Below are 14,571 nucleotides of genomic sequence, written 5' to 3' on the forward strand. Positions count from 1 at the left end.
GTACGTCCTCCTAAATTTGTATTATGATCTTTACAAGTATACTAAAATCAGCGCGGCAATTCAAAGAAACCCGTTTATTCCGCGGCAGATGACAATCGATGCTTGACCATAACAGCTTTGATTGCAAAATATTCGACATCATCCGGGAGCGCTTCCTTGATCGGCTTGAGCTTATCTGCCCCTACTTGATTGATCGCTTCCACAATCTGAGCTTCGTATTGCTGCGGGATAAAAACATCCCAGTCCAGCTCCTCGCCCTCCTGCGCACATCGCAGCAAATGGTTCTCGATTGTCACACGACCCATACCGCGTATCGATGCGATGTCAGCGATCGAATGCCCCATGCCAAGCAGCGTCAACGACTGCATATGGCTCGATAACCCTTCCAGCTCCGCTTGAAGCGCACCTGTGAGCGCTTCAGAGGGCTTCTCACGCATTGGAAGAGGCGCAGACGAATAAGACTCTGTTTGCGGCTGTGAAGGCCGTGAGAACGGCTCACTGCCTGCCTCTGCCGCAGCATCGCCTTTAAACGATCTAACGATGGCAATCACTTCGCTGCCGTATTTGTTTGCCTTGGCAGCCCCGATCCCCTTCACGCCGAGCAACTGCTCGGTATTCACAGGCTGACGATCTGCAATTTCACGAAGCGCCGCATCAAAAAACAGCATAAACGGCGGGACATGCTCTCTGGCCGCCGTAACTCGGCGCCATTCCCGAAGCGCTTCGAACAGCGGCGTGTTCGCCGAAGCGACTGAGGTGCTTTCGGAAGCTCTTCTTTTCGCTGCTGCGCTTTGCCTGCGATGAACGGTCACTTTCCCTTCTAGCACCGGAAGAGCTTCCGCTGTAAGGGATACCGTCGGATATTCGCCTTCACTGATTCGCAAGTAACCTTCTGCTACAAGCCAGTACAGGAGATCCGTAATCTCTTTCTCAACCCAGCTTCTCATGAGCCCATACGTCGACAGCCGGTCTAGACCAAACTCGATAATCCGTTTCTCTCTTGAGCCTTTCAGCACCTTTGCCGCAAGTGAAATCCCGAATCTGCCCTTGAGCCTTCCCACGCAAGATAACGCCTTACGTGCATCCTCGGTCGTATCGATCAACGCACTCTGATCAAGGCAATTGCTGCATTTCCCACATTCCGGCACATCCGACTCGCCAAAATATTTCACGATGTACTGCAGCAAACATTTCTCCGACCTGCTGTAATGCATCATCGTATAAAGCTTATTAAGCTGAACCGTCTTCCGCTCCGGATCGCCGGTACTTCTGTCGATCAAGAACCGCTGCACTTGCACGTCCTGAGGTTCGAATAAGAGGACACAATCACTCTCTTCCCCGTCTCGGCCCGCACGTCCCGCTTCCTGATAGTACGACTCGACATCGCCGGGCATCTGATAGTGAACGACATAGCGAACGTTCGGCTTATCGATTCCCATACCAAACGCGTTCGTCGCAACCATCACCCGGTAATCGTCGAATCTGAACTTCTCCTGCGCATCCGCACGTTCCTCATCGCCCAAGCCGCCGTGGTATTTGCCGACCGCAATCCCGAGACGCGTTAGATCCTCACTCACTTCCTCCGCTTCCTTGCGCGTCGCCGTGTAGACGATACCCGATTGATCAGGCCGCTGCGAAACGAAGTCGCGAAGAAATTTCCGTTTATCCGTTCCCGTCACGACAGAAAGCGTTAAGTTCGTCCGAGCAAAGCCGGTTATGAAAATATTCGGCTTGCGCAGCCCGAGCATCGCCGCGATGTCGTCTGCAACTTCCGGCGTCGCTGTCGCTGTAAACGCCGCAACCGGCGGCCGGTTCTCCAGCCTTCCGATCCAGCCTGCAAGCTGTCTGTAGCTCGGGCGGAAATCATGTCCCCACTGGGACACGCAGTGCGCCTCATCGATTGCGATAAGCGGGATGTGCATCTGACTCGACAAGGAATCGAACATGTTGCTGTCCAGTCGCTCTGGCGCAACATAGAGCAGCTTGTATACACCTTCTGCCGTCTGCCTTACAACATCGCGATAAGCAGCCGCATCAAGCGAGCTGTTTAAATAAGCTGCGGGTACGCCTAAACGGTTTAAAGCATCCACCTGGTCTTTCATGAGCGAGATGAGCGGTGAGACTACAATCGTCGTTCCGGGCAGCAGCATAGCCGGCAGCTGATAACAGATGGACTTTCCTCCGCCTGTCGGCAGGATCGCGAGTGTATCTTTACCCGCCAGCACGCCTTCGATAATATCGCTTTGTCCTTTGCGGAAGCTGTCGTAGCCGTAAACTTGCTTCAGCATTTGCTGTGCTTCAGTATGCATGGGCAGCCACCTCCTTCTTAAAATTAAAAACAGCAAAACCCTGACGAGGAATCTGTCAGGGTCTCATGTGCTTCATGAGCTGCGTCTTGCTCTATTAGCCATTCACAACCGCGATTACGTTGCGAACGGAGTTAGCGGACTTCTCAAGTGCCGCTTTCTCATCTTCAGTAAGCTCCAGCTCGAATACTTTCTCGATGCCGTCACCGCCCAGAATAACCGGTACACCCATGAATAGATTGTTGTAGCCGTATTCTCCTTCAAGCAGTGCGATAACCGGAAGGATGCGTTTCTTGTCCTTCAGAATCGCTTCTGTCATTTGAACGAGCGATGCAGCAGGAGCATAGTAAGCGGAGCCGTTCCCCAGCAGGTTGACGATCTCACCGCCGCCAACACGTGCACGCTGCACGATGGCTTCAATGCGATCAGCCGGAATGAGCTTCTCGATTGGAATACCGCCAACGTTCGAGTAACGGACAAGCGGTACCATATCGTCGCCGTGTCCGCCGAGAACGAAGCCGCGAACATCTTCCGTGGATACGTTAAGCTCTTGTGCGATGAACGTGCAATACCGCGCAGTATCGAGTACGCCGGATTGGCCGATGACTCGGTTCTTAGGGAACCCAAGCGTGTTATACGCGGCGTAAGTCATTGCATCAACCGGATTAGAAAGAATGATCACATAAGCATCCGGGCTGGTCGTTTTAATGTTTTCGCAAACCGATTTCACAATGCCGGCATTGGTGTTAACCAAGTCGTCACGGCTCATGCCCGGTTTACGAGCGATTCCGGCTGTAATGATTACTACAGATGAACCAGCTGTATCTGCATAGTCGGAGGTACCTGTAATTTTGGAGTCGACGCCGAGAACCGGAGTAGATTCCAGCATATCAAGCGCCTTACCTTTAGTCGGGTTCTCAAGCTGCGGAATATCGACCAACACAACATCGCCAAGCTCTTTCTGCGCAAGCATCAAAGCTGTTGTAGCACCGGTGAAACCCGCTCCTACAACTGTGATTTTATTCCGTTTAATCGCCATAACAAACGGCCTCCCTTAAACAAATGTAATATACGCCTGTCTAAATCCGTCTCGAGCCGGCTGGGATTCCAGAGGATAAGCCCTTGGGGTCCTCCTCATGATGAGAAAGACCCCAAGGTGAAGTGCTTAGTATTGGTGAATTACAGGTTTTTGATGATTTCGTCAGCGAATGCGGAACATTTAACTTCAGTTGCGCCTTCCATCAGACGTGCAAAGTCATAAGTAACCGTTTTGTTGTTGATTGCTGTTTCCAGACCTTTGTAGATGGAATCAGCCGCTTCTTGCCAGCCAAGGTGCTCAAGAAGCATTACGCCGGAAAGGATAACCGAACCTGGGTTTACAACATCAAGGTCCGCATACTTAGGAGCTGTACCGTGAGTTGCTTCGAAGATTGCATGTCCAGTCAGGTAGTTGATGTTAGCGCCCGGAGCGATACCGATACCCCCAACTTGCGCAGCCAGTGCATCAGACAGGTAGTCACCGTTCAGGTTAAGCGTTGCGATTACGTCGAAGTCTGTAGGACGTGTCAGTACTTGTTGCAATGCGATATCAGCAATTGCGTCTTTTACGATCAGCTTGCCAGCTGCTTCTGCATCTTTTTGTGCTTTGTTAGCTGCGTCAGCGCCTTCTGCTTCTTTGATGCGGTCGTATTGACCCCAAGTGAAGGTTTGGTCTGCGAACTCTTGCTCAGCCACTTCGTAGCCCCAGTTCTTGAACGCGCCCTCTGTAAATTTCATGATGTTACCTTTATGAACAAGTGTCAGCGATTTACGGCCGTGTTTCAGCGCGTATTCGATCGCAGCACGTGCAAGACGTTTGGAGCCTTCAGCGGAAACCGGTTTAATACCGATACCGGAAGTTTCAGGGAAACGGATTTTGTTAACGCCCATCTCGTTTTGCAAGAAGGAGATTACTTTCTTAACGGCATCGGAACCTTCTTGGTACTCGATACCTGCATAGATATCTTCTGTGTTTTCACGGAAGATGACCATGTTTACAAGCTCAGGACGTTTAACCGGGGAAGGTACGCCGTCGAAGTAACGAACCGGACGCAAGCATACATACAGGTCAAGCTCTTGACGAAGCGCTACGTTCAGGGAACGGATACCGCCGCCGATTGGCGTAGTCAAAGGTCCTTTGATTGCTACGATGTATTCGCGGATTGCAGTCAGTGTATCAGCTGGAAGCCATTCGCCATAAGCGTTGAATGCTTTCTCGCCGGCAAACACTTCGTACCAAGCGATTTTCTTCTCGCCGCCATATGCTTTCTCAACAGCTGCATCCAGAACACGCTTGGACGCTTTCCAAATGTCACGGCCTGTGCCGTCGCCTTCGATGAAAGGAATGATTGGGTTGTTAGGAACCTGAAGTACGCCGTTATCGATTGTAATTTTGTCGCCTTCAGTTGGTAGTGCGAATTTTTCGAGTTGCATGAATGAATTCCTCCTAAGATTATGCGTTGCTCTGCGAGTGCATGACTCAAAGCGCACGCTTGGTTAATGAATGACCATCGATATACATAACTTGACGGGGAGCCGGCTACACAACCTAGCGGTCGTGCATCGGCACCCCGTCGCATGCAAGGCGCCATCAGGCGATGGCCTGCTGGCGCTCTTAACAGCTTCCTATTGCTTAACGCTGTGTAATTGGCGTTACCTTCTGGTCAACCGGACCTGTGTACTCAGCACGCGGGCGGATCAGGCGGTTATTCTCGTATTGCTCAAGAATGTGCGCCGTCCATCCGGATGCACGGCTGATGGCAAAGATCGGCGTGAAGAGGTCGCGCGGAATTTCAAGCGTCGTGTAAACCGATGCGGAGTAGAAGTCCACGTTTGGCTTCAGACCTTTTTGACCGGTCACCAGCTCTTCGATCTTAACAGACATTTCGTAAAGCTCCATGTTGCCTGTCAATTTGCCAAGCTCGCGGGACATCTTCTGAAGATGCTTTGCACGTGGATCGCCGTTTTTGTAAACGCGGTGTCCAAAGCCCATGATTTTCTCTTTGTTCGCAAGTTTCGCGTTAATATAGGATTCTACATTCGCGAAAGAACCGATCTCTTCAAGCATCACCATAACGGCTTCGTTCGCACCGCCGTGAAGAGGACCTTTCAATGCGCCGATTGCGGATGTAACGCCGGAATAGATATCCGACAGCGTTGCAACCGTAACGCGTGCAGCAAATGTAGAAGCGTTAAGCTCGTGGTCTGCATGCAATACAAGCGCTTGATCCAGTGCTTTGACAGCTACTTGATCCGGCTCTTGTCCTGTTAGCATGTAGAGGAAGTTGTAAGCAATGGATACGCCGCTCTTCGGTGCTACCGGCTCTTGACCTTGGCGGATGCGCGCAAATGCCGCAACGAGCGTAGGGATTTGAGCTTGGATCTTGATGGCTTTCTTGATATTCGCCTCTTGCGACATATCGTTAGCCGATTCGTCGAACAGGGCAAGACTTGAAACCGCTGTACGAAGAGCCGCCATCGAATTTGTATTTTTAGGGTAGAGCTTCAATTGTTCCAGCACCCCTGCCGGTACAGCCGCATACTCGCTAAGTTGTCCAAGCAACTCGTCCAGTTCGGATTGGTTTGGCAGCTTGCCGTACCAGAGTAAGTAAGCCACTTCTTCAAAAGAAGCGTGCTCCGCAAGATCATCGATGTCGATTCCGCGATATGTCAGTACGCCATCGATGATCGAGCTGATCGAGGATGTCGTTGCGACAATGCCTTCTAGACCTTTGGTTGCTGTCATGTTTCTCTCTCCTTTGACCTCTTTTTATTTAAAAAACGGAGTAACAATTAACAATAATTGGATTCGAGTTCCGTATCGTCGTTTTAATCATATCGGATTTTGACCACGAAGTGAACAAAATCGGACATAAAATTGATTTATCGGCACCATAAAGGTTTTTTCTTCACCTTTCCTGCAATGATTTTTCCCAAATTCCTGTGCTTTTACCCTCACAAATAAGCACTTTATTGCGCTGCTGTGGAAATGGTAAGATGTGATAATAGAATTAGGACTTGCAGCATCAGCGAAAGGGGCTTACTTATGACGGAACAGCGTATTGGCATCATCGACATTGGCTCCAACTCGATCCGGCTTGTAATCTATGAACGGACCTCCGGCGGCGCTCATCGCGTCATCGACGGAAGCAAACGTGCAGCCCGCCTCAGCGAACAGTTGGATGATGAAGGCGCTTTGCCTTCCGCAACGATCGACGAGCTTGTAGATATGATTAATCACTTCCGATTAATTTGCGCGCATCATCGAACAGGACTCATTCGTGCTGTTGCGACAGCGGCCATCCGCAATGCGTCGAACCGAAGCGAAGTGCTGCATAGGATCGAGGCGCAAACAGGTCTTCCCATTGAATTGCTCTCAGGCGAAGAAGAAGCCGGGTACGGTTTTCTGGGCATGATTAATTCCATGGATATCCAAGACGGCTTCCTCATCGACATCGGCGGCGGAAGCACCGAAGTATCGCTGTTTAAGGATCGCACGCTTGTGCAAGCCGTCTCGTTCCCGTTCGGCTGCGTCAGCATGACTCGCCGTTTTGCAAAGGGAGGCATGTTATCTGACCTGCAGCTGCGTGAGCTGGAGCAGCACGTTGCCGAATGGGTTGAGCGCGAGGCATGGCTTAAATTGACACCGGGACTTCCGTTAATTGGGGTTGGAGGCACTGTACGTGCTCTTGGCAAGGTACACCAGGCTCATACGAAGTATCCCTTCGAAAGCACGAACAACTACCCCTTACTAGGCCAGTCGACTGACGTATTATTTGAACTGCTGCGCAAGGAACCGCTCGATAAGCGCAGTAAAATGCCAGGCCTGTCGAAGGACAGGGTCGATATCATCGTCCCCGGTATCGCCATCCTGCGTACGATTTATAAACTTATCGGCGCATCGCATTACATCGTTTGTGCGGCAGGTCTGCGCGACGGCCTGTTCTACGCCACTCGGTTTCCAGAGCGTCCACGACTCGATGATGTCCTTACGTACAGCGTCAACAATTTGGCTGCCCTGCATCCGGAAGCACCGATGCAGCACACCTCGCAGGTGAATCGCATCGTGCTTAGCTTGATGGATGCGCTGCAATCGCAGCTGCGAAATCCGGTCCAAGCCAGGCAGCTAATCGATGTAGCGTCGATTCTTCACCGGATCGGCGCCAGTATCGATTACTATGACTATCGCAAGCATACCTTTTACTTGATGATCAATTCGCATATTAATGGGCTTTCGCACCTAGAGCTGCTCCAATGCGCATCCATTGCTTCTTTCAAAGGAAAGAATCGCGTCAAGCAAATTGCTGCAGCCTATAAACCGATGCTCAGCGAAGAAGATGTGAACAACATTTGCCAGATGGGCACCTTGCTTCAGCTCGCCATTGCCCTTGACCGCAGTGAAACCCAAGCTATCGGAAAACTGCATATCGAGATTGCCGGAGGAAAGCTTCATCTGCGTGCGATTCGCGCCGAGGGCTTGCTATCCGTTGAACGGAAAGAGGTCGACGCGCTTGCAGGCGACTTCAAGAAGGTATGGGGGCTCATTCCCGTCCTTCATACACCGGATCACCGATAAGTCTTCCATCTGCGTATATTTTTCGCTTGAAATTGACTCCGCAGAACCGGAAGATCATTTTGGACAGGCTCGTAGATTCCGCTTGACTGGAGTTCACGGGCCTTTTTGTTATCATCCAAATTCAGCCGAAGCACGTTGAATAAATTTTTGCGCAATCTTGGATCGAATACAGGACACATCAATTCAATTCGGCGGGTAAGGTTGCGCGTCATCCAGTCGGCACTGGACAAGTACAGCTCTTCTTCGCCTCCATTGTGGAAATAAATAATCCTCGAATGCTCCAAGAACCGGTCTACGATACTTATGACTCGAATATTACTGCTTTGGTTCGGTACACCTGGTCTTAGGCAGCATACACCCCGGATAATCAGCTCGATCTTCACCCCGGCCTGGGACGCCTCATACAGCTTATCGATCATTTCTTGATGCGATAGGCTGTTCATTTTTGCAATGATATGAGCCGGTTTGCCTGCCGCTGCATGAGCGATCTCGCGCTCAATCAAGCCGAACAGCTTCTCCTTCAGGTCGGATGGAGCGACACCGAATGCTTTCCACTCATAAGGAGACGAATACCCCGTCACCTCGTTAAACAAAGCCGATGCATCGGCTCCGATAATCGGATGAGACGTAAACAGTCCGATGTCTGTATATAGTTTGGCCGTACTGTCGTTGTAGTTACCAGTACCGACATGCACATAGCGACGCAGCATGCCTTGTTCCCTGCGTACTACAAGCGTAATCTTGGCATGAGTTTTCAACCCTACGAGACCGTAAACGACATGACAGCCTGCTTTCTCAAGCTGCCTCGCCCATGCGATATTTCGCTCTTCATCAAACCTCGCTTTAAGCTCCACAACCACTGTTACTTGTTTCCCGGACTCTGCTGCCATGGCAAGTGCCTGAACGAGCGCAGATTGACCGCTGACCCGGTATAACGTCATTTTGATCGCAAGCACATCGGGATCCTCTGCTGCCTCAGCTACAAAATCGCTTACCGCCTCAAACGACTCATAGGGATGGTATAGGAGCACATCCTCCTGCCGGATAACCGCAAACATATCATCCGATTGTTCGAATTCCTGCGGATACACCGGCTCAATACGTTCAAACAAGAGCGATTCATAGTGCGACAGTGAATTGGCAAAACGCATCAGAAAGCTAAGATCGAGCGGACCGTCGATTTCAAATACATTTTCCCCCTGTTCCAGCTCTTCCTTCAGCATTTGAAGTGCATAAGGGTGTATACCCTTTCCATACTCCAAACGAACCGGAAGTCCCCATCTGCGGCGGCGAAGCTCCTTCTCAATCTCTTCGAGCAAATCCTCGGCGCCTTCTTCATTCAGCGTAAGATCCGCATTGCGCGTTAAACGAAACGGATCTACCGCAATCGTCGTATAACCGTTAAACAGGGTGTTAATATGTCGTTCGATCAGTTCCTCAAGCAGTATAAATTCGTTCTTCTTGCTGTTGACCCGGCCCGGCACAGAAATAAACCGCTGCAGAATCGAAGGCACTTGGACGATCGCAAAGAAAGGCTCCTCTTCCTCCGGCATATTCTCACGGCCCAAAATAACGGACAAATAAAGCTCCTTCGTATGCAGCAGCGGGAACGGACGGCTTTGATCCACCGCCATTGGCGTCAGTACCGGAAACACGATATCATAAAAATATTCATCAACAGCCTTGAGCTGCTGTGCATTTAATTCTTCGATGGGACGGAAGCAAATGCCTTCCTTGGCCAAACCGCGCAGTACTTCACGATATGTGCGATACTGATCCGCAACCATTTGATTCGTGCGTTTCATTAATCGTTTCCACAGACCAGCAGGTGTGTAGCCTGTGAAATCCCGCTTCGTATAGCCTGCTTTCATTTGATCTTGTATGCCTGCGACGCGCACACTCATAAATTCATCCAAATTGCTTGAGACGATCGCCAGAAATTTGGCCCGCTCGAGCAGCGGATTATCAGGATCCTGCGCTTCTTCCAGCACTCTGCGATTAAATTCGACCCAGCTTAAGTCGCGGTTTACATACGGTGATATCGTTTTATTCATTCCGGATCCTCCTGCCAGTCGATTATCCCAATTATGTCGTTTAATTGTTTGTTCCTTATTAAACTATTGTTAATGGGATGTAAAGACGAGCCTTTATGACTAATTTTTTTTGATAAACATCGAAATATCGCCTATGCTACAATTATACAATAAGTAGGGGAAAGTTTTTCCTGTTTCACATTTGAAGGAGTGATCGCTGTATGGACCGTGTCATATGGAAACGTATCTGGCGCACATTGCTGCTCATCGCCGGATTAGTAGCATTCGTACTTGCTGTCGTATATGTAACTCCGCTTGTTTATCCGTTTCTGCTCGGCTGGCTGCTCGCATACGCCATAAATCCAATTGTTAATCTAATGCAAAGGAGATTAAAGGTTCCGCGCTGGATCGGCGTTACGTTCACGCTCTTGGTTTTCGTTGCAGCAATGGTGACTATCGTTTCCGCACTGGTGACACGAATAGTGGTGGAAATCATTCATTTGTCCAAATCACTCAGCAGCTCTATTGACTGGTGGCGTGATCAGTTCGAAAACGTTGTCGCTTCGCCGGAGATTCAGAACCTGATCGAGAAGCTCAATGCCTTCTATCAGGATAACCCCAATTATCATGAGACGATCAATGCCAAAATCAACGACACCGCCAATTTATTGGCGCAAACAAGTACCAATATTATAACCTATTTCTTAAATGGGATCGTTAGCATCATTACTTCGTTGCCGAATGTAGCCACCATCATGGTCGTCGTTCTGCTTGCAGCCTTTTTTATTAGCAAAGACTGGAGTCAGCATGTCAGACGCATGACCCTTTGGTTTCCCGCCGAACTTCGCAAGTCCACATCCATGGTTTGGGTCGATTTACAAAAAGCCTTGTTCGGTTATGTACGAGCGCAGTTTATTATGATTTCCATTACCGCAATTGTCGTAACCGTCGGCCTGCTCATCATCGGAGTCGACTATGCGGTCACGATCGGTATGCTGATCGGGCTTGTCGACCTGCTCCCTTATCTCGGTGTCGGAGCCGCTATGGTGCCTTGGATCGCCTATACATTTATTTACGGAGACGTATCGCTCGGAATCAGTTTATCGATTCTGTACGGCGTCATCCTCGTTGTAAGGCAAATGATTGAACCGAAGGTACTTGCGACCAGCGTTGGTCTCGAACCATTGCCGACACTCATCGCGATGTTCGTTGGCCTAAAACTGTTCGGCGTGCTCGGACTAATCATCGGGCCGGTGTCACTCGTTATCTTAACCGCGATACATAGAGCGAATGTGTTTCGAGATTTGTATTGGTTTGTGGTGCGTGGGCCTAAGCCGAAGTAAGGGGAATATCCCCCTAGGACCCCTACTTTTTAAAGCCCTTGGCGAGGGAGCTGCCGAGCAGCTCCATAGATACTGCGTGCAAGTACTCGCTTTCGTCCCTTCGGGACACGCTTTTGGTTTTGGCGCTCCAGATGGAAAAGAAGCTTGGCCTTTGGCCAAGCTTCTTTTATTTTTGCGCTACGCGCTTCTTTACAACACGTTGTACTCTACCCTAATTCTTGACGTTCTCCTAGCTTACCTTACCTTCTGCGAATCGTTAGTGATCCGTTGCGGAGCTTCTTCTCTAGCCAGCGAAGCATAAGCAGGCGGTAGAAGGGTCGAGTGAATGGGAGCAGCAATGTGACGCCGATGATGTCGGTGAAGAAGCCGGGCATCAGCAGGAGCAAGCCGCCTATGAGTACGCAGACGCCATTTAGCATGGCATGGCCAGGCGGTCTGCCGCTTTGGATTTGGGCTTGGACATCCATGAAGGCTTTACGCCCTTCGTTTCTGGCGAGCTGCGCGCCGGCGAAGCCCGTTATTAGAATGAGTCCGAAGGTTGACCAGCCGCCGATGATGTGGCCCATTTTGATAATGCCCCACATCTCGATTGCGGGAACGATAATAATTGCCGCGATAATCCATTTCAGCATATTAACTGCCTCCTTCTTGCTTATTCGGCACGTTTCCTTCTGATACAGCCTGCATCATGCTGTAAAGCTCAGGAAGCTGCTTATCTAGTCGTGAAGGCCGCCAATCCCGGTTTACCCACACATGACGGGTGCCGCCCCGTACAAGCAGCTTTCCGGGCGGTTCGGCACCTTGAAACCAACCTAGCGTTTGGTGGTCCGTATCATCGGCCAGGCGAATCTCCGAACGAAACGATACCCGAATCGGCGAGAATTGTTCCAATCTCGTACAAATGATGACGTTATTATCATACCGGGCCGGTGATACATAGGAACAATCCAAATCGACGACAGGCAGCAGTAACCCCTGCTTCTCAACCGTTTCATAGGTCATCCCCAAAGCCCGGACGAGCTCCGTACGGCCAATTTCAAACCATGTCACATAGTTCCCATGAAACACTACGCCCATTTGATCCGTTTCCTGGTAACGAACGCGAAGGGGATGCAAATGCCAGAGAACGGTCTCTTTATCTGCTTCTGTCATGCTTTGATCAATCCTTTATCCATGCGGATTATTCTAACGAACCATAGTGCCCTTATTTCACGAAAAAAGGCTCCAAAATACTTCTAGCGAACCGTAGCGGACTTATATGCCGGAAAACAGGTATTTAGGTGCTGTATTTCCCTAAATAAGGCTCGTAAGGTTCGTTAAATTCTCAAAACACCGAAGAAACAACCAATAAGGCCTCTGCGGTTCGTTAGCCTCCATGTCGCTTATCTCGCAAGCTCAACTAACTCCACCTTCAGGATACAACAGCCGTTCATTTCGCCCTCAACAATTCCAACACTGTATAGCCAAAAAGCGACGGTGCTTGCGCACCATCGCTTCTTTTTACAAAACATGCATTACATTACTTTAGCTTGACCGGAGTAAATAACGCCAACTTCAGCGTAAACCGTTACTTCCGAACCGTCTTGCAGAAGCTCAAGCGCGTTCTGAACGCCCAGTACTACAGGGATACCAAGGTTAAGCGCAACAATTGCCGCGTGGCTAGTGATGCCGCCTTGTTCTGTAATGACTGCAGCTGCCTTCTGAATCGCAGGCATATATTCTCTGTCAGTCGAGACTGTCACGAGAATGGAGCCTTCAGTTGTCTTAGCAATCGCCTCTTGTGGAGTACGTGCCACGACTACTTTACCAGTAGCGCTTTGGCTGCCGATCCCTTGACCTTTAGCAATCATTTCACCGATTGTGTGGATCTTGATCAGGTTCGTCGAACCGGAGCGTCCAACCGGAACGCCAGCTGTAATGATAACCGTATCGCCAAGCTTCACGATACCGGAGTTGATTCCGCCTTGTACCGCGATATCGAACATTTCATCTGTTGTTTCAGCAGGTGTGCCAAGAACCGGGATAATGCCCCAGATGAGTGCCAGACGGCGCATTACTTGCTCTTGTGGCGTTACTGCCACGATTGGCGATTTCGGACGGTATTTGGAAACCATACGTGCCGTATAACCGCTCTCCGTGGAAGTAATGATCGCTTTCGCATCCAGATCAAGAGCCGAGTTGGCAACGGCTTGGCTGATGGCTTCTGTTACAGTTGTTTGTTGTGCCCTTGCTTGCTTCGTGAAGATCTCACGGTAATCAAGCGCCGACTCCGCACGCATAGCGATACGGGACATGGTTTGAACCGATTCAACCGGGTATTTACCGGCAGCCGTCTCGCCGGAAAGCATGATTGCATCCGTACCGTCAAAAATCGCATTCGCTACGTCACTCGCTTCCGCACGAGTCGGACGCGGGTTGCGCTGCATGGAATCCAGCATTTGTGTAGCTGTGATTACCGGTTTACCAGCACGGTTACACTTCTGAATCATTTGCTTCTGAACCAGCGGTACTTCTTCAGCCGGAATTTCAACGCCAAGGTCGCCGCGGGCAACCATCAGGCCATCGGATACTTCAAGAATTTCATCGAGGTTGTCCACGCCTTGCTGGTTCTCGATTTTCGAAATGATTTGGATGTGGCTCGCACCATGCTTCTCAAGCAATTCGCGAATTTCAAGCACGTCAGTCGCTTTACGAACGAAAGAAGCGGCAATGAAATCAATGCCTTGCTCGATACCGAATACGATATCGTTAGCGTCTTTCTCCGTAATACCAGGCAAGGAAATATGTACGCCCGGAACGTTAACGCCTTTCTTGCTCTTAATCGGACCGCTGTTCACGATACGGCAAAGAATTTCAGTGCCTTGCACTTCTTCAACCGTAAGACCGATCAAACCGTCATCGATAAGAATCGTTGAACCCACTTCAACATCTGCAGGCAGGTTCGCGTAAGTTACAGGGATGCGGTTCTTGTCACCAAGGATCTCTTCAGTTGTAAGCGTGATTGTTTCGCCTTGATTCAGTTCAATCGGCTCTTCTTTCAGTTTGCCCAGACGAATTTCCGGACCTTTCGTATCAAGCAGGATGGCAACGGTTTTGCCAAGCTCGGAACAAGCTTGACGGATGTTCTTGATTCGGTTGCCGTGCTCTTCGAAGTCGCCGTGCGAGAAGTTAAGACGCGCGACATTCATGCCGGCATTGATTAGTTTCTTGGTATTTTCCAGCGATTCGCTGGATGGGCCGATCGTACATACGATTTTCGTTTTACGCATAAGTAA

General features: G+C 50.1%; 10 protein-coding genes. 2 read left to right on the forward strand and 8 right to left on the reverse strand.

What is annotated here, in order from left to right; all coding sequences use genetic code 11:
• Positions 1-74: 74 nt before the first annotated feature.
• The 4 genes from recQ to citZ form a co-directional block, all read right to left on the reverse strand.
• A complete protein-coding gene (gene recQ, locus AC6ESO_RS05600; protein ID WP_497090548.1) occupies positions 75-2,309 on the reverse strand; it encodes a DNA helicase RecQ in 2,235 nt (744 codons plus the stop codon).
• 94 nt (positions 2,310-2,403) lie between these two features.
• Positions 2,404-3,345 (reverse strand): malate dehydrogenase, encoded by a 942-nt coding sequence (gene mdh / locus AC6ESO_RS05605; RefSeq protein WP_091220745.1) that lies wholly within the window; start codon positions 3,343-3,345, stop codon positions 2,404-2,406.
• 140 nt (positions 3,346-3,485) lie between these two features.
• Positions 3,486-4,778 carry an NADP-dependent isocitrate dehydrogenase gene (gene icd / locus AC6ESO_RS05610; protein ID WP_494818535.1) on the reverse strand — a complete coding sequence of 431 codons (1,293 nt, stop codon included), beginning with the start codon at positions 4,776-4,778 and terminating at the stop codon, positions 3,486-3,488.
• Between the two features lie 199 nt (positions 4,779-4,977).
• Positions 4,978-6,090, reverse strand: a complete 1,113-nt coding sequence (gene citZ, locus AC6ESO_RS05615) for a citrate synthase (protein WP_497090549.1) — start codon at positions 6,088-6,090, stop codon at positions 4,978-4,980.
• A 300-nt stretch (positions 6,091-6,390) separates the two neighbouring features.
• Between citZ and AC6ESO_RS05620 the strand changes: the two genes are divergently transcribed.
• Entirely contained in the window at positions 6,391-7,920 is a 1,530-nt protein-coding gene (locus AC6ESO_RS05620; RefSeq protein WP_497090550.1) for a Ppx/GppA phosphatase family protein, read from the forward strand.
• Here AC6ESO_RS05620 and ppk1 read toward each other — a convergent pair.
• Positions 7,911-9,974, reverse strand: a complete 2,064-nt coding sequence (gene ppk1, locus AC6ESO_RS05625) for a polyphosphate kinase 1 (protein ID WP_497090551.1) — start codon at positions 9,972-9,974, stop codon at positions 7,911-7,913. The two genes, AC6ESO_RS05620 and ppk1, sit on opposite strands and share 10 nt — an antisense overlap.
• Positions 9,975-10,174: 200 nt before the next feature.
• Here ppk1 and ytvI point away from each other — a divergent pair, with 200 nt between their 5' ends.
• A complete protein-coding gene (gene ytvI, locus AC6ESO_RS05630; RefSeq protein WP_497090552.1) occupies positions 10,175-11,296 on the forward strand; it encodes a sporulation integral membrane protein YtvI in 1,122 nt (373 codons plus the stop codon).
• Positions 11,297-11,535: 239 nt separating this feature from the next.
• On the opposite strand, the gene AC6ESO_RS05635 is transcribed toward ytvI, so the two are convergent.
• From AC6ESO_RS05635 to pyk, 3 genes are all read right to left on the reverse strand, one after another.
• Positions 11,536-11,928 (reverse strand): FxsA family protein, encoded by a 393-nt coding sequence (locus AC6ESO_RS05635; protein WP_497090553.1) that lies wholly within the window; start codon positions 11,926-11,928, stop codon positions 11,536-11,538.
• A 1-nt stretch (position 11,929) separates the two neighbouring features.
• Positions 11,930-12,448, reverse strand: coding sequence for an acyl-CoA thioesterase (locus AC6ESO_RS05640; RefSeq protein ID WP_497090554.1), 519 nt, complete (start codon positions 12,446-12,448; stop codon positions 11,930-11,932).
• 362 nt (positions 12,449-12,810) lie between these two features.
• A complete protein-coding gene (gene pyk / locus AC6ESO_RS05645) occupies positions 12,811-14,565 on the reverse strand; it encodes a pyruvate kinase (protein ID WP_091220766.1) in 1,755 nt (584 codons plus the stop codon).
• Positions 14,566-14,571 lie beyond the last annotated feature (6 nt).

Source organism: Paenibacillus rhizoryzae (assembly GCF_059686995.1).

Excerpts from the sequence above, each read along its gene's own strand:
- AC6ESO_RS05620 (WP_497090550.1), top strand. The coding sequence starts at position 6,391 with ATGACGGAACAGCGTATTGGCATCATCGACATTGGCTCCAACTCGATC.
- pyk (WP_091220766.1), bottom strand. The coding sequence starts at position 14,565 with ATGCGTAAAACGAAAATCGTATGTACGATCGGCCCATCCAGCGAATCG.
- icd (WP_494818535.1), bottom strand. The coding sequence starts at position 4,778 with ATGCAACTCGAAAAATTCGCACTACCAACTGAAGGCGACAAAATTACA.
- AC6ESO_RS05635 (WP_497090553.1), bottom strand. The coding sequence starts at position 11,928 with ATGCTGAAATGGATTATCGCGGCAATTATTATCGTTCCCGCAATCGAG.
- recQ (WP_497090548.1), bottom strand. The coding sequence starts at position 2,309 with ATGCATACTGAAGCACAGCAAATGCTGAAGCAAGTTTACGGCTACGAC.
- citZ (WP_497090549.1), bottom strand. The coding sequence starts at position 6,090 with ATGACAGCAACCAAAGGTCTAGAAGGCATTGTCGCAACGACATCCTCG.
- mdh (WP_091220745.1), bottom strand. The coding sequence starts at position 3,345 with ATGGCGATTAAACGGAATAAAATCACAGTTGTAGGAGCGGGTTTCACC.
- AC6ESO_RS05640 (WP_497090554.1), bottom strand. The coding sequence starts at position 12,448 with ATGACAGAAGCAGATAAAGAGACCGTTCTCTGGCATTTGCATCCCCTT.
- ytvI (WP_497090552.1), top strand. The coding sequence starts at position 10,175 with ATGGACCGTGTCATATGGAAACGTATCTGGCGCACATTGCTGCTCATC.
- ppk1 (WP_497090551.1), bottom strand. The coding sequence starts at position 9,974 with ATGAATAAAACGATATCACCGTATGTAAACCGCGACTTAAGCTGGGTC.